The sequence below is a fragment of the Trichococcus collinsii genome, assembly GCF_900107505.1.
In the GTDB taxonomy this organism is placed as follows: Bacteria; Bacillota; Bacilli; order Lactobacillales; family Aerococcaceae; genus Trichococcus; species Trichococcus collinsii.
The window spans coordinates 567,715-584,422 of sequence record NZ_FNQH01000001.1 but is presented as its reverse complement, the minus strand read 5'-3'; the positions used below and the strand labels follow the sequence as shown (position 1 = coordinate 584,422).

Annotated in this window: 11 protein-coding genes; 9 read left to right on the top strand and 2 right to left on the bottom strand. The window is 47.3% G+C overall.

Translation table 11 applies throughout. From position 1 onward, the window contains the following. Positions 1-64 precede the first annotated feature (64 nt). The 3 genes from cysK (at position 65) to BLV66_RS02695 (ending at position 3,168) form a co-directional block, all read left to right on the top strand. Complete coding sequence (gene cysK, locus BLV66_RS02705; protein WP_086984823.1) at positions 65-988, top strand: cysteine synthase A; 924 nt, start codon at positions 65-67, stop codon at positions 986-988. A 348-nt stretch (positions 989-1,336) separates the two neighbouring features. Next, a complete protein-coding gene (locus tag BLV66_RS02700) occupies positions 1,337-2,260 on the top strand; it encodes a metallophosphoesterase (RefSeq protein WP_086984825.1) in 924 nt (307 codons plus the stop codon). Between the two features lie 209 nt (positions 2,261-2,469). Then, on the top strand, positions 2,470-3,168 hold the full coding sequence (locus BLV66_RS02695) for a DNA/RNA non-specific endonuclease (RefSeq protein WP_086984827.1): 699 nt from the start codon (positions 2,470-2,472) through the stop codon (positions 3,166-3,168). A 62-nt stretch (positions 3,169-3,230) separates the two neighbouring features. Here BLV66_RS02695 and BLV66_RS02690 read toward each other — a convergent pair whose 3' ends face one another. Then, entirely contained in the window at positions 3,231-3,689 is a 459-nt protein-coding gene (locus BLV66_RS02690) for a VanZ family protein (RefSeq protein WP_086984828.1), read from the bottom strand. Positions 3,690-3,933: 244 nt separating this feature from the next. On the opposite strand from BLV66_RS02690, the gene BLV66_RS02685 reads away from it, so the two are divergent. From BLV66_RS02685 to BLV66_RS02660, 6 genes are all read left to right on the top strand, one after another. After that, positions 3,934-6,381, top strand: a complete 2,448-nt coding sequence (locus BLV66_RS02685; RefSeq protein WP_086984830.1) for an ATP-binding protein — start codon at positions 3,934-3,936, stop codon at positions 6,379-6,381. 260 nt (positions 6,382-6,641) lie between these two features. Then, positions 6,642-9,044: a GW dipeptide domain-containing protein gene (locus BLV66_RS02680; protein WP_086984832.1), complete on the top strand. Its 2,403-nt coding sequence runs from the start codon at positions 6,642-6,644 to the stop codon at positions 9,042-9,044. A gap of 101 nt (positions 9,045-9,145) precedes the next feature. Then, entirely contained in the window at positions 9,146-9,940 is a 795-nt protein-coding gene (locus BLV66_RS02675; protein ID WP_218131787.1) for a carbon-nitrogen hydrolase family protein, read from the top strand. Between the two features lie 233 nt (positions 9,941-10,173). Beyond that, a complete protein-coding gene (gene nifJ, locus BLV66_RS02670; RefSeq protein ID WP_086984836.1) occupies positions 10,174-13,713 on the top strand; it encodes a pyruvate:ferredoxin (flavodoxin) oxidoreductase in 3,540 nt (1,179 codons plus the stop codon). Positions 13,714-13,892: 179 nt separating this feature from the next. Beyond that, on the top strand, positions 13,893-15,149 hold the full coding sequence (locus BLV66_RS02665; RefSeq protein WP_086984838.1) for a hypothetical protein: 1,257 nt from the start codon (positions 13,893-13,895) through the stop codon (positions 15,147-15,149). Positions 15,150-15,268: 119 nt separating this feature from the next. Beyond that, positions 15,269-15,499 carry a helix-turn-helix domain-containing protein gene (locus BLV66_RS02660; RefSeq protein WP_086984840.1) on the top strand — a complete coding sequence of 77 codons (231 nt, stop codon included), beginning with the start codon at positions 15,269-15,271 and terminating at the stop codon, positions 15,497-15,499. Between the two features lie 67 nt (positions 15,500-15,566). Here BLV66_RS02660 and BLV66_RS02655 read toward each other — a convergent pair whose 3' ends face one another. Continuing rightward, entirely contained in the window at positions 15,567-16,535 is a 969-nt protein-coding gene (locus BLV66_RS02655) for a hypothetical protein (RefSeq protein ID WP_086984842.1), read from the bottom strand. Positions 16,536-16,708 lie beyond the last annotated feature (173 nt).

Here is a 16,708-nt window from a genome sequence, read left to right as displayed (position 1 = left end):
TAAGGTCATTCTCGAATTTTGGCACATACAATCGTACATAACAAACTTAACGGGGGAATTTAACATGGCTAAAATCGTAACATCAGTAGCAGAGTTGATCGGAGATACACCGATCATTAAATTAAGCAAAGTCGTGCCGGAAGGCTTTGCCGATGTCTATTTGAAATTAGAGGCGTTCAATGTCGGCGGCAGCATAAAGGATCGCATCGCTTTGAATATGATCGCGACAGCGGAAAAAGAGGGAATCTTAAAACCGGGCGACACGATCGTTGAGCCGACAAGCGGCAATACCGGCGTAGGATTGGCGATGTTGGCGGCGGCGAAAGGCTATAAAGCTATCTTTGTGATGCCGGATACTATGAGCATCGAGCGACGTCTGTTGCTTTCGGCCTATGGAGCCGAACTTGTGTTGACTCCCGGTGCTGAGGGGATGCCTACAGCAATCGCGAAAGCCAGAGAAATTGCGGAACAGCCTGGCCATTTTCTGCCATTGCAGTTTGAAAATCCAGCCAATCCAGCTATCCATGAAACGACAACCGGTCCGGAAATCATTGCGGCTTTCGACGGTGTAGGCCCTGATGCCTTCCTGTCGGCTGTCGGAACGGGCGGAACGATAACAGGGGTAGGGAGAGCCTTACGAAAAGCGAATCCGGATGTCGGCATCTATGCCTTGGAACCTTCCGAATCAGCGGTATTGAGCGGAGGCCAAAAAGGACCGCATAAGATCCAAGGAATCGGTACCGGCTTCATTCCTCAGGTATTGGACACGGCTGTATTCGACGGCGTGTTCCAGGTTTCCAGTGAAGAAGCTTTCGAAATGACGCGCAGATTAGCCAAAGAGGAAGGCATTCTTGTCGGCATCTCCAGCGGTGCGGCAGTGGCAGGCGCCATCGCCTTGGCTGGTCAACTTGGTGCAGGCAAGTCGGTAGTGACGATCGCACCGGACAACGGCGAAAGATACCTTTCCACACCAGTGTTTCAAATTTAGCAATATACCGAATAATGATAGTACCCCAACTACCTACAGGAATCGCTCCTGCTGTGGTTGGGGTACTTTTTTTGTGTGGCAGATTTGGTTACAGCTTTTATTTGTGTATGTTTTGCTACTTTTTTTTCGCAAATCTTCGCATGGATTTCCTGATCGAAGAAGGTCAAATTACCGTGGATGCTTCAAGCAAGGTATCCCAATCTCAGCCCATCTCACTTATTTTTACATCGTTGGTTTCGGGATGGTCTTTTTGGTCATCCTACTGTTTACTTTAAATAGTAGCACTTCTGACCTTAGAGAACTATAATAGAGTTAACTTGATTAATGAGATGAGATGAGGTGAAGTGCATGTTTACGGATAAACGGCTTACGGAGGCATATGAAAAAGCGAGGGTTGAATACATCGATGATACATCCAATTATGTTTTTTTGAGTGACTGTCATAGAGGCGATGGGAGCTTATCAGATGAATTCTCACGGAATAAAAACATTTTTTTGTACGCGATGGAATACTATTATAAGAACGAATTCATATACGTTGAAAACGGGGACGGTGATGAACTGTGGGAACACCACGAGTTTAAGCACATCAAAAATGCCCATCCTGAGGTATTTGCTATCCTGAAACGTTTTTATGACGAAAAACGTCTGATCATGATTTACGGGAACCATAATATCTTTCTGAAAAATCAATGGTATGTGGAACGAAATTACTTCCGGAACTACGATGAGTATACCGAGTTTTTCTATGATTTTCTCCCTGGGATCCGACCAATCGAAGCATTGGTTTTGAAGGACCGGAAGACGAAGCAGGAAATATTCGTCGTTCATGGGATGCAGGGCGATCTGCCTAATGATCAACTTTGGTATCCAACGATGCTTTCCTTAAAGTACTTTTGGCGGTTCCTGCACGCATTCGGCGTCAAGAGCCCGACAAGTCCCGTGAAAAATATGAACAAACGGCACAAAATTGAAAAAAACTACGTGAAGTGGATCCAGAAGCATGAAAAAATGCTGATCTGTGGCCATACGCACCGCTTCAAATATCCTAAGACCAAAGATTTGCCTTACTTCAATTCGGGTTGCTGCATCTATCCAACAAGCATCACCGCCATCGAGATTACCGGTGGCCAGATCCAATTGGTCAGATGGAAAACGCGCGTGAATGAGGACGGCCTGCTCCAGATCAAACGGGAAGTCATGCGTGGACCGGATCCAATCGGGAAATTCGATATCCGGGCGAGTGTCAAAAATGAACCCGCAACTGAATAATAGTGCACAAACGACTCTTCCATACAGAAGAGTCGTTTTTTATAAAAATAAAGGACTATAAAAGTAAAAGGGAATGTGTTCGCTTGTCACTAGAATTTGGTTTGCACTCCCAATGGTTGCCTGATAGAATGAAGGAATGCGTTCAATGAATGAAGCCGTTCTTTATCCATACTGAACGATGTTACAATTCTTAACAATGGGGGGAAGAAATGGCAAAAAGAAAAACTTCAGGTAAGCACAAACTATTGCGGCTGCTGTTGTTGTTTGCATGTTTTCTCATCCTTACCTGGATAGAGATACAGGAAGACGTCAATCCGACTTCAAACCAGGATGTTACAATCACTACTTCAGTAATCCTGTCCACGGATGATGCGCCTCAATATACAGGTACGGATACAATTGAAATAAATGGTGGAAAGAGTACCTTTGATGATTCAGAATTGCACTTTGATGAGGAAGGCTGGATCAGTTACGGCGATTTGGATGAGCTGAACCGAGTAACCACAGTGAACGCCATGATCACACTGGAAATGTATCAGACGGGAACCGATGCAAACAGCAGCATTCTGCCGACCGGCTGGTCGAAAAGCAATCAAAATGATTCGAATCCAAAACAGTTGAATCGCGGTCATTTGCTGGCGGATGTTCTCGGAGGAAGTGGTGAGGACTGGCGCAATTTGGTAACGTTGTACCGAAACGCGAACTATCCGGCAATGTATTTCGCCTCGGAATTCATTGTGAGTGAAGCGATTCAAGCAGGCACCACCGTCCGCTATCGTGTGACACCACTCTTCCAAGATGATGAATTAATCTGCGAAGGGCTGCACATCATGGCAAAAAGTGTCAACGATGATTCAGTCGATTTGAACGTCTATGTCTTCAACGAGCCCAAAGACGCGGTCGACTAGCTCAGCGGTATAAAGCTCCTATAATTTTAAAACAGGCATCCATCAGAAAGACGGATGCCTGTTTATTTTTTGCAGTAAATCGGATTTTGACGCTCCATCATTCTCTGCTTCCATTCGTAAAGCATGATGCCGGTCAGTCCGCCTGCTGTATCGATCAATACGTCGGAAAAGGCCGGACCTCTTCCCGGAATGAAGGATTGATGGAATTCGTCCGAAGAGGCATACAGAAATACAAACAGAAACGCATAAAAAACTGATTTTCCCGACGATCCTTGTTGTTTTCGATAACGTAAAAATAAAATCGCCAAAATCAAGTATTCGCTGAAATGGCCTGCCTTACGGATCAGGTAACTGAGTGCACCCTGAACGGAACTGCCGGGTCCAATCCCAATAAATTTCAGTAATTCCAAAAGGATGCCGCTTGTTTCGGATGAATCCTGACCATTTTGATGCGACAGGAGAAAAATGACACCCATCCAGAGGCATAAAACTGTAAATTTGGTGTTAAAAGTAAAATGCATGCTCGTGAGTCCCTCCGTCCTATTAAATCAGTATAGCGCAGCAATCCATGCGTGAAAAGTGGTTGATGATAATTTTTGCGTAATAATAATTAGTGTAACAATCAAATCAAAAAGGAAAAAATTCCACATCTCATCAAAATTGTTATACAATAGAGTAGAGGAATGATAGCGCTTACGAATTTGGTGTCCGGATATATATTTGTCGGCACAAACAGCGCAATCCAACAGTAAAGGAGTCCTTTGCATGTCGATTGAAGAAAAATACCGTATTCCGTTCGAGAAGCTGCGTTGGAGTTATCTGCATACCGGCGAACTAAATTTTTGCGAATCATCCAGGGATGTCCCTCCCTTGCAAGGCATCATCGGTCAGGATCGGGCCGTGAAATCGATGGACTTCGGGTTGGGAATGACAGTGCCTGGCTACAATATTTTCGTTTCCGGCCCACCAGGAACAGGAAAGAGCACCTACGTCCAGACCGTAGTGTCCAGTTTGGCCGAGAAAGGCAACACGCCCGATGATTGGTGCTATATCTACAATTTTACCGATCGGGACAAACCAATCGCAGTGTCTCTACCTGCAGGACAAGGCAAAATATTCCGCAATGACATGACCGAGTTCGTAGAAGACATGCGCAGCCTCATTCCGAAAACATTCGAGAGCAGTGATTATGATCAACAGAAAGGCACCATCATTCAAGTGGTTCAGGAGAAAGTGGATGCTGTTTTTCGGAGCATCGAACAGGAGGCTTTCAAAGCTGGATTCGTCGTCCGGCAAGCACCCGGCCGCGTGGCTTTGATACCGATCAAAGACGGCAAGCAGCTTTCCCCGGAAGAATATAAAGTTCTTTCGGCAGAAGAACGCAAAACCATTGATGAAAATACCTACAAGCTTGAAAAGCGCCTGGATGAAATCATCCGCGGTTCCCGCGCACTCGAAAAAGAGGCTGACAAACAGCTCAAGGAATTGGACAGGCAGATAACCCAGTTTGCAACGGAGCCTCCCATCGCCAGATTGAAAGAAAAGTACGCTTATTCAGAAAAAATCTTGGATTACCTCGATAAGGTGCTGACGGACATTACCGAAAACAATCTCATCTTCCGATTGGCTGATGCACCACAAGCGCAAAATCCTTTCCAGCTACCGGAAAACGATGGTGACCCCTTCATAAAATACAAAGTCAATCTCTTTGTGAACAATGAAAACAGCAAAGGTGCCCCAGCGATCATCGAACCTTTTACGAACTATTACAATATCTTCGGGAAAATAGAATACAAAAACCAATTTATGTTCACTACGACTGACTTCACAATGGTGAAAGCAGGCGCCATCCATCAGGCAAACGGCGGGTATCTGGTGCTGCAGGCAAAAGATGTCCTGTTTGATCCATTCATGTGGGATGCCCTGAAAAAAGTATTGAAACATCAACAAGCACTGATTGAAAATATCGGGGAACAATACCGCTACGTGCCGACTTTGACACTGAAACCGGAAACGATTCCCTTGAACGTCAAAATCATTTTGATCGGGAGTCCGATATTTTACAAAATATTGACCTATGATGAAGATTTCAGGAAGCTCTTCAAAGTAAAAGTCGATTTCGATATCAGTATGGACCGCAATGGAGAGAATATCAGAAAATATGTCTCATTTATTAGCTCAATCTGCGAGCAGACAGGAATCCTACATTTTGACCGAAGCGGCTTAGGTAAAATCATTGAGTACGGATCACGGCTTGCCGGCAATCAGGCCAAATTGTCCACGCAATTCAACGAAATCACTGAAATTGTCCATGAATCTAGTGCCATCGCCAAATACGAAGGCGCAACGATCGTTTCTGAGGGTCACGTGAAAAAAGCGCTGGCAGACAGGAAATACAGGGCAAATATGATCGAAGAAAAATTCCAGGAAATGTTATTGAAGAACAAAATCATGATTGATGTTCAGGATTCGGTTGTTGGCCAAGTGAACGGCCTTTCAGTCATCCAGACCGAAGAATATGCTTTTGGCCATCCGACGCGAATCACAGCTCGTACCTATATCGGTTCGAATGGCGTGACAAACATTGAGCGCGAAACCAAAATGAGTGGCAGCAGCCATTCAAAAGGGGTACTGACATTGGCAGGCTTTCTAGGTGGGCAGTTTGCTCAGGAAAAACCGCTGGCAGTGAGTGCCCAGTTGACTTTTGAACAGAATTACGGCGGAGTCGACGGGGACAGTGCCTCAAGTGCTGAACTTTATGCACTCCTGTCCAGCCTTGCTGATGTGCCACTGAGACAGAATCTTGCGGTCACGGGTTCCATCAATCAGAAAGGTGAAATACAACCGATCGGCGGGGCCACCGAGAAAATCGAAAGCTTTTTCGATCTGTGCCAAGCGAAAGGATTGAGCGGAGAACACGGTGTCATTATTCCGAATCAAAATGTGGAAGATCTCATGCTGAAGGAGGAAATCATCGAGGCAGTGAAGGATGCTAAATTTCATATCTATTCCGTTAAAACTATTTCGGAAGGAATCGAGCTTTTGACGGGGATGAATTGTGGAAAACGCGAACCGGACGGAAATTTCACGGAAGGCAGTGTCTTCCGTAAAGTCCAACTGAAACTGGAAAAATACAACAAGAGCATAGAAGCCGTTCAGGCTGCAAGTGACCGGTACGGCAACAGTAGCAGTGACGAGTACGATTTAGAATGATCCAGCTTTGTCATAATGTCCTCGTGTACTTTAGATGAAAGGAAGAGTTGAGCAGGGACCCGATCGGTTTCAGCTCGGCTCTTTTCATATGTCCGGTAGCCAATTTTTCAATAAAAATCAGAAATTAGATTATATATATTGAAGATATAAAATATATTGATATAATAAAAGTATGAAATGGATTTTCGAATTGCCGTTCTCAAATTTTTTCGTATAAAATGTAAGCCTTTGCAATTTTAAATAGATTGGTGGGGTAAGTCATGAAAAAATTGCGTAAAGTCAAATCTCAATGGTGTACCGTTTTGGTTTGCAGTCTGTCAGCAGCCATGCTGACTGCGGCACCGGCACCTTCAGTTTTTGCGGAAACTACCGGTGCAAAAGCAAGCAGCACCATCGGGAGCGAGTCGTCCCAAACAGAATTACCGGATATGATCGAGCAATCATCCATCCTCTATGAGGACACAGACAAAGCTGCCGATGTTCTGCCAGAGGAGCCAGTGACTGGAACACCGAACCTTACAGCGGTTGCGCCATCGGATAACTCTTCGGAAGCATCTGATGAAGTGGTGCCTGCAAGCAACGAGGGTATCCCTTCGGCGACCGGATCGATACCAGATGTTACCGAAGCCGCCCCTCAGCCAAGCGATGCCACTCCTCTTGAGTCTGCATCCGCAATGGAAATGACTACATCGGCAACAATATTACCCGAAGTGAAGGAAAGTTCTTCTGACGTTGCCGTTTCCTACACAGCTGTCATTGCCAAAGGGGACTATACGCTCGACAGTCTTCCTTGGGGTTACTCAGGCTATGCATTTCGCTACATGACGAAGGATTATGTAGGTCAAAAAATCGAGGTGATCAGAGAATCGCAGAACGGTCTTTACGCATTGGCAGTGCTGAACGGAGAAAAATTGGGCTGGGTCGACAAGCGCGCCTTATCCGATATCGTCGTCATTCCTAAGGTACAAGACCTAGCTTCAGCGATTGCCGTGGATTACACTGCCCGCATTAACGTAGCCAACTTTTCGATTGATAGTCTTCCCTGGGGTTACTCGGGGTACCTGCATATGACGACGAGCGCAGCTTATTTGAATCAAACAATTCAGGCCGAAAAAGAAACCGCAAATGGTCAGTATGTGCTAATTTCCCTCAATGGAGAAAAGTTGGGTTGGATTGACAAGCGCGCTCTGGCGGATATTTACAGTCAGCCTAAAGTGCAGGATATTGCTTCAGCGTTGACTGTCGACTATTCCGCCCGGATCGGTGCAGCCGGATTTTCCATCGACAGCTTACCATGGGGCTATGCCGGGTATGCTCAAATGACAACAAGTTTGGCTTACTTGAACCAAAGCGTACAGGCAGTCAAGGAGACAGCCAACGGTCTATATGCGCTGATTGTACTGAACAGAAACAGATTGGGTTGGATAGATAAACGGGCACTGACAGATATCTATATCCAACCCAAAGTACAGGAATTGGCAACGGGAATACCCGTAGATTATAAAGCAACTATAGCAGCACCTGGATTTTCCATCGACAGCTTACCATGGGGTTATGCCGGGTATGGGCAAGTTGATTCGACAAGCAACCATACCGGAGAACGCATCCAAGCTGTCCAAGAGTCGCCGAACGGCCTCTATGTTTTGATTTCTTCCAACGAGACCCGATTGGGATGGGTTGATAAACGAGCACTCACTGATATCGCCGTTCCGCCAAAACTACAGGATGTCGCCTCTGCAGTCGTTGTTGCTTATACGGCAGCCATTACCTCACCGGGCTATTCGATCGACAGTCTGCCGTGGGGTTACCCCGGCTATCAACAGATGGCCACTTCAACCGACTATCTCGGACAACGATTTGAGGCGGTGAAAGAAGCAGCCAACGGATCGTATGTACTTCTTTCCCTGAATGGAAAAAAATTAGGCTGGATCGATAAGAAAGCTTTGGGGGATTTCAGCTACAGATCCCAAGCACAGAATATTTCGGGGGGAATCTCCGTGAGCTATTCACCGACAATCGCCAAAGCGGGTTTTTCGATCGATACCTTGCCATGGGGCTATGCTGGTTACCAATGGCGGACGAGTACGGACAGCTATGTCGGACAGAAGGTCGATGCGATCAGGGAATCCGCTGACGGTCAGTATGTTCTCATTTCCCTGAACGGCAGCTACATCGGTTGGGTGGACAAAGTGGCCCTTTCAGGTTTGCCAACCTATGCAAAAGGTCCGGATTGGACGGTGATCAACGGATATTTCCGCAGCAATTCTGGTGTCAATTACTACATTGGCAACAGTTATATTATCGTAAGCTTGAGTCAACAGAGTGTTTGGGCCTATAAAGGCGAGACGATGCTTGTTTCAGCGCCGGTCATCACCGGCAAACCATCGGCCAATAACGCTACGCCGCGAGGCTTGTTCTATATCCAGCCGTTTAAACAATCGCCATCCGTTCTGATCGGCGAGGACTATGCTTCGCCCGTCAGCTTCTGGATACCGTTCGTGGGAAATATGGTGGGCTTACACGATTCGCCTTGGCAGACGCATGGCTATGGCGGCGATATCTACCTATACTACGGTTCGCATGGTTGCGTCAACACACCGTATGAAGCTGTCCGGACATTGTATTTCAGTTATCCGGTTGGTACACCAGTTGTTGTCTATTAGATTTCTAGAAGCAGAGATGGGCAATCCAGCCGTCTCTGCTTTTTGTGACACTAGGGCAGTAAAACGTTATACTTATAGAAACGATTAGGAGGGTGACGGGGATGAAAATAGCCTTACTTCAGATGATGGTGACAGCGGATAAGGAAACGAACTTAAAACGTGCTGAGGAATTGGTCAGAAAAGCAGCGCAGGGTGGCGCGGATATGGCTGTGCTCCCGGAAATGTTCAATTGTCCTTATGATAACGCCTATTTCAGCGATTACGCAGAACCGAAAGGTGGAGAAACTTACCGAAGGCTCGCGGGGATGGCTAAAGAAAGTGCTATCTATGTGGTTGGAGGATCGATTCCGCAAATCAGAGATAACAAAATATACAACACGAACTATACGTTCGATCGCCAAGGCAACGAAATCCACGACTACAGCAAAACGCATTTATTCGATATCCAGGTCGATGGAGGGCAAGCATTCAGAGAATCCGATACGTTGACTCCAGGGGACGGAATGGGTGTGTTTCAGACCGAATTCGGCCTCTTCGGCTTGGGTATCTGCTTTGACATCCGATTCCAGACCGACTGGGAGCTGCTCCAAAAACAAGGAGCCCTCGTCTGCATTGTGCCCGGCGCATTCAATATGACGACCGGTCCGGCGCATTGGGAATTGCTGTTCCGAGCTCGCGCAGTCGACAACCAGTTGTTCATGGTGGGGGTCAGTCCGGCCCGCGACCTCGATTTTAGGTACCATGCCTACGGTCATTCGCTGGTGGTAGATCCTTGGGGAAGCGTTCTGACCCAACTGGGTTTTGAGGAAGATATCGCGATCGTAACGGTGGATCTCGGACGTGTTGCAACCGTCAGAAGGCAAATTCCTATCCTTACTCCCCCAGGTAAGGAGTGAAATATTTTCAACGACTATACAAAATGAAATAGATTATTGAAGCATAAAGAACCTTTAAGCTTTTGGAAATTCGGAAAGAAACGTCTTTCTTTGTGTACCGGAGCACTTACTTTTTTGCTATAATGAAATCACACGAATGCACCAGCTCGTTATTTTCTGCGACTCTTGGTCGAAAAAATCAGAAAAATAACCCGCTGTATGTGAACTATACGATTTGAGAGAAGGAATCCTTAATGTCTAACGAGAAAATGTATATGACTGTCGATGGCAATACTGCCGCAGCCTATACATCTTACGCTTTTACTGAAATTTCAGGGATTTATCCCATTACACCCTCTTCACCGATGGCAGACGCTGTCGACCATTGGGCGCAGGAGGGCCGCAAGAACATTTTTGGCCAAACTGTGAAAGTGACCCAAATGCAATCCGAGGCCGGAGCAGCGGGCACTGTTCACGGCGCGCTACAAGCGGGCGCTTTGGCGTGTTCCTATACATCATCGCAAGGATTATTGCTGATGATACCCGACCTGTACAAAATGGCTGGGCAACTGTTGCCCTCCGTCATTCATGTTGCCGCTCGTGCGGTGGGGGGCCATGCGCTTTCCATCTTCGGCGACCATTCGGACGTGATGGCCTGCAGACAGACGGGCTATGCTATGCTGGCATCCTCCAGTGTACAGGAAGCGACTGACTTGGCAGCTGTAGCCCATTTGGCGGCGATCAAAGGGCGCGTGCCATTCCTGCATTTTTTCGACGGCTTCCGGACGTCGCATGAAATCCAAAAAATCGAGGTCCAATCGTATGACGACCTCGCGGAAATGCTGGATCAGGATGCTTTGAAAGCCTTCCGTGACCGCAGCCTCAGCCCGAACCATCCGACATTGCGGGGAACGGCTCAGAATCCCGACGTCTTTTTCCAGACTAAGGAAGCCGCCAACAGGTATTACGATGCTGTTCCGGAAATTGTCGAAGGCTATATGGAAAAAATGAACCAGTTGACTGGCCGGGACTACCGTCTGTTCAATTATTACGGTGCTACGGATGCAGAACGGGTCATCATCTGCATGGGCTCCGTGTATGAAACAGCCTGCGAGACGGCGGATTACCTGAACCGCTTAGGGGAAAAAGTGGGTGTCCTCAATGTGCATCTTTACCGTCCGTTCAGCGTTGGGCACTTTATGAAGGCTTTACCGGACTCCGTAAAACGGATTGCGGTTCTCGACCGCACGAAAGAAGCCGGCTCCATCGGCGAACCGCTCTTTCTGGATGTCGTGGCGGCCTTCAACAATCGCCTTGACCGTCCGATGATCATCGGCGGCCGTTATGGCTTGGGTTCTAAGGACACAACGCCGGAGCAGCTGTTCGCAGTCTACAAAAACCTGAAGAAGGAGGAACCGAAGCACCCCTTCACGATCGGTATCAACGATGACGTCACTCACCTTTCGCTTGTGATCGATGAACAGATCGACGTCCGTCAGGAAGGCACGTTCGAGGCGCAATTTTGGGGATTCGGTTCCGACGGGACAGTTGGGGCCAACAAAAATTCGATCAAAATCATCGGAGATCATACCGATATGCACGTACAGGCTTATTTTTCCTACGATTCGAAAAAATCGGGTGGTGTCACTATTTCCGATTTGCGCTTCGGCAAGGAACCAATCCATGAGCCCTATCTGATCGAAAAGGCTGATTTCGTGGCTTGCCACAACCACGCCTACGTCAAAAAATACGACATGCTGAAGAATCTGAAACCGGGAGGCACTTTCCTGCTGAACACCAATTGGCGCGCAGAGGATCTTGAAACGCGGTTGCCTGCCAAGATGAAACGATACATCGCAGAAAACAAGGTTGACTTCTATACGATCGATGCTATCAATCTCGCCAAGGAAATCGGACTTGGTGGGCGGATCAACACGATCTGTCAAGCGGCTTTCTTCAAAATCCTACCGGTCATACCTGTTGAAGAGGCCATGCAGTACATGAAGGAAGCGGCCCGCAAGTCATACGGTCATAAAGGCGAAGCAATCATTTCCATGAACGAGAAAGCGATCGACGCCGGCATGGAAGGTGTCCAAAAAATCAGCATTCCAAATAGCTGGATGGATGCACAGGATGAGCCGGAAGTGTTGAAGGGAGAACCGGATTTTGTCCGCAACATCGCCAACATGATGGAACGGATGGAAGGCAACCAATTGCCTGTCAGCGCCTTTTTGGACCGGGCTGACGGGACTTTCCCGCAGGGGACGACGCAATACGAGAAACGCGAAATCGCCGTCCAGATCCCAATCTGGAATCCCGAGGAATGCATCCAGTGCAATCAATGCTCTTTCGTTTGTCCGCATGCCGCTATCCGACCGTTCCTGGCCACCGAAGACGAGGCAGCCAATGCCCCTGAAGGTATGGAATTCCTGGACGGGATGCGCCCATACAAAGACTACAAATACCGAATCCAAGTGTCCGCTGCCGACTGCACGGGCTGCGGCATCTGCGTCTTGACCTGTCCGGCACGTAAAAAAGCGATTGAAATGAAAAACCGCGAGGATCATCTGGAGGAAAACAATAACTGGGATTACATGATCCGTCTGCCGCACAAAGAAAATCCTGTCGGCATCAACACGGTTAAGGGCAGCCAGTTCGAAAAACCGTTGTTTGAATTTTCAGGTGCCTGCGCTGGTTGCGGCGAAACGCCATATATCAAACTAGTTACCCAAGTGGTGGGTGATCGTATGCAGATCGCGAATGCGACAGGCTGCTCTTCCATCTACGGCGGATCGGCTCCTTCCACTCCGTATACGACAAATGAAGCAGGTTGCGGACCTTCTTGGGCAAATTCCTTATTGGAGGATAATGCGGAATTCGGCTTAGGAATGCACCATGCGACGAAACAACTGCGTCAACGGACACTGGAATTGACAGGAGAACTCTTGAACCTGCAAATCGACGATTCGCTCAGAACGGCAGCAACAGCCTGGACTGAGGGCTTCAACGACAAAAGCAGTGCCCGCAAATTAGCCGAAGCGTACATCAAGGCTTTGGAAACTGCTGACACAACGGATCAGACTATCCAACAATCGGTAAACGATTTGCTTGGCTATAAGGACTATCTGATGAAACGCTCCACTTGGATGATCGGCGGAGATGGTTGGGCCTATGATATCGGCTTCGGCGGAATCGACCATGTTCTCGCAAGCGGGGAAGATGTGAATATCCTCGTGCTGGATACCGAAGTCTATTCCAACACAGGCGGACAGGTTTCCAAATCATCCAACCTGGGTGCCATCGCCGAGTTCGCTTCAGGCGGCAAACCAGTCCGTAAAAAAGATTTGGGCATGATGATGATGAATTACGGATACGTTTATGTCGCACAGATCGCGATGGGCGCAAACCCTAGGCATACACTGAAAGTCATCTCCGAGGCGGAAGCCTACGATGGACCTTCCATCGTCATCGCCTACTCGCCATGCATCAGCCACGGCATCAAGTGCGGCTTGACCGTATCGCAGGAACACGAAAAAGATGCTGTGGATGTTGGGTATTGGCATCTTTACCGCTTCCACCCGGAAAACAAACTGAAAGGGAAAAACCCGTTCAAGTTGGATTCCAAGGAACCACAATTTGAACGTTTCCAGGATTTCCTGATGGAAGAGGTCCGCTACTCTTCATTGTATAACCAGTATGATGCTGAGCATGTACAGGCGATCTTCGATGAAAGCCTCCTAGCCGCAAAAGACCGTTATCAGTCCTATGCACGCTTGGATTCTTATACTGACTAGCATAAATCCGGACCAGTGGCCACCAAATAGTGGCCACTGGTTCTTTTTTGTTGCTTTCAGGCAACAATTAACGTTAGAGCGGTGTTACTAATGTTTTGAGAAAAGGGATCGGTAAGGCTATAATGAAGGAAAGAAAACGCTTTTGGAAAATAGGTTTGAAAAGAAAGCGAGGAAGCGTCATGACGGCAGAAGTAGGAATATTGAACGCGAACGGATTGGTCCTGGCGGCTGATTCCGCTCTTACAATGGGGAACAGCGAACAAATGAAAATTTTCAATTCCGGCAATAAAATTTTTTCTCTCGGACCGACCCACTCGATCGGCATCATGATGTTCGGGAATGTTCAATTTATGGGGATTCCTTGGGAAATTATCGTAAAAGGCTTCCATCAAAAAATAGGTGCCCGCCCCTTGGATTCAGTCTGGAACTACTGCACGGAATTCTTCAATTATCTTGAAAGTGTGGATGAAATCTACTCCTCGATCTATACCGAAGTGCTCATAATCGGGTATGTAGAGAATATCAGCTACATTTTGGAGAACACGACTTATATCCCTTCACCCGGCGCATTCACTCTGGCGGATTACCAAAAAGCTGTCGAAGAAAAGATTCCGGCGTTGCTGAAGGAAAGCGAGAAAATGAAAAGTATCACCAAAAAAGCGCCGATAAAAGTTTTCTCCGACCGATACGGGGAGAAAATGGATGAGGTCTTCAAGGAGCTATTCGATACCGTATTCCTGGGCTTGAACCTCTACGATAAATTCAAGGCGGATCTTTACAAGATCGTGAGGAATTACGTATACAGCGACAGCTACTATCCCGACACTTACTCCGGCTTGGTTATCGGCGGATTCGGCTACGATGAGCTTTTTCCCAGCATCTATCAATATGATATATCCGGCGTCGTCGATAAAGTGATCAAGAAACGGCTTGTTGTCAGGCAGATTGTGATGAATGATTTTGCCGAAGACAGATGTTCCTCAGCTATTGTCCCATTTGCGCAACAGGATATGGTCCATACTGTCATTAACGGCATAGCACCGGATTTGGAGGCCGACCTCGGGGAACTGCTCCGAGCCACTCTGGAAAAACTCATTTCGGAACTAACGGAGAAAAAGCTGTTGAAGGAAAGCGATGCTACGGAAATTAATAAACTGAAGGCGATGCTGGTCGAATCGGGTCTGGATGCCTTCGAAAATATGAAGCAGGAACGGCATTTGACCCCCGTATTGATGACGATTGATTCGATGCCGAAGGAGGAACTTGCTCTGATAGCGGAAACGTTGGTCAATATTACTTCCTTCAAAGGGAAAATATCCTTTTCGATGGAAACAGTCGGCGGACCGATTGATGTGCTTCTGATCACGAAAGGGGACGGTCCGGTCTGGGTCAAGCGGAAAAACTATTTCAATCCCGACATCAATCGTCTGCGCTGAAAGGCCCTCCTGTAAGAAGTGTCTGATAAGGCTGCCGGCGATTATAGAAAAGAAAATTTCCCCAAAAATGCTGAACTTAGTGTAAACTTAACGAAATGGGCTTTGTGGAAGGTGTTATTATGTATTTGAATATTCAAGAAACGGCTGACTATCTGGAAGTGCCGGTCAACGAAATCTATCGTTTGATCCGCGAGCGTCAAATCCGCACAATCAGCGTGGATGATGAACTACTCCTGAATCGCAATCAATTCAATCTTTTCATCGAACAAAGGGAAAAGTACAAACAAGAACTGGTGGCATACCTGAATACGCCTTTGCCGGAAGACCCTGACATCAAGGATGAGGACTAAAAAAGCAGCGATCTCTCATATGATGAGAGGCCGCTACTTTTGCTGTTTTGGCAGTGATGTTCCGGGTTTACATGTTTTGTTTGCGTCTATATTCAGACCGTGAGAGACCGTTTGCTTCCGGATTTTCGACTGCCTTCTGTTCGGTTGTAAAAACAGGTTTCGTTTGTTTGGTCGACTTTACAGCAGAGCGCTTCTTGGCTTTGAACTTGCCGGATTTGAACAGGTCCAGCGCCAGAAAGACTGCGGCTGCGATGAAGAGACCGAACGAAAGGGTGCCCATCCATCCGGAAACACCCAATAGGTCATCCAGCGTTGTCCGGAGATGGATGTATCTAAATAGTGCCCCCAAACCTGCACACAGGATCGCCCGTTTGGTATTGCCGCTGGTCACTTTCAAGCGTTTGTTGCCCTCCATAAGAATGCTGAAGACGGCAATCGCATAACTGACGAGTGCGGCATACAAAAGCAGGCTGTTCTGCCCAGTGGTGTTCGCCAATAAGGCGCCGGCCATCGTTTGCGTATCCAGAAAAAGAAACAATGTGCCGAACAGTGCGCCGAGCACACCATTTTTAAAATGTGTGCCTTGCTTCTTCATGAGTTTGTTCAGATTGGCTGAAAAGGACAAGGCAGCCAGGGCGTAGCAACCAATTGCCAAATAGAGCGTCAAATTGGAAATGCCCGTTCTGGCAGCTATCAGTTGATCAGCGGCCGTTTGGGTGTGCAGATAGACAAAACCGGTCCCCAGGATCAAGCCGGATACGCCGCTGCGGAATCGGGCATTCGCTTCGCGTTTCTGCTTGCTTTTCCCAACCAAGGTCTGGAGAGTGGCTAAGCTTAAAAATACGAGCGAAAGGTAAAGTCCTAGATCCGGAAAGCCGATGATGCTGCCGATAGCAGTGGCTTGCTGCAGATATCCGAAGAGCACGCCGAGAAACACTGATGTGAATGGAAATCTGGATTCCTTGCCGTTGCGTTTTTTCATGATATGGATAAACGTCAGGACAAGAAGAAAAACGATGATGATCGGGTAGGTCATACCTAATCCCCCTTGCATGTCTATTTGCTCAGAACAACCGTTGCAACAAAACTACTTTTGTTGTTCAGGAGCATTCAATGGACATCATAACACAGATTTATGATGCATTTGTTTCGGAATGACGATTATTTTGTTAAGAAAGTATGACCGGGAAAATATATTGTTTGAAATTA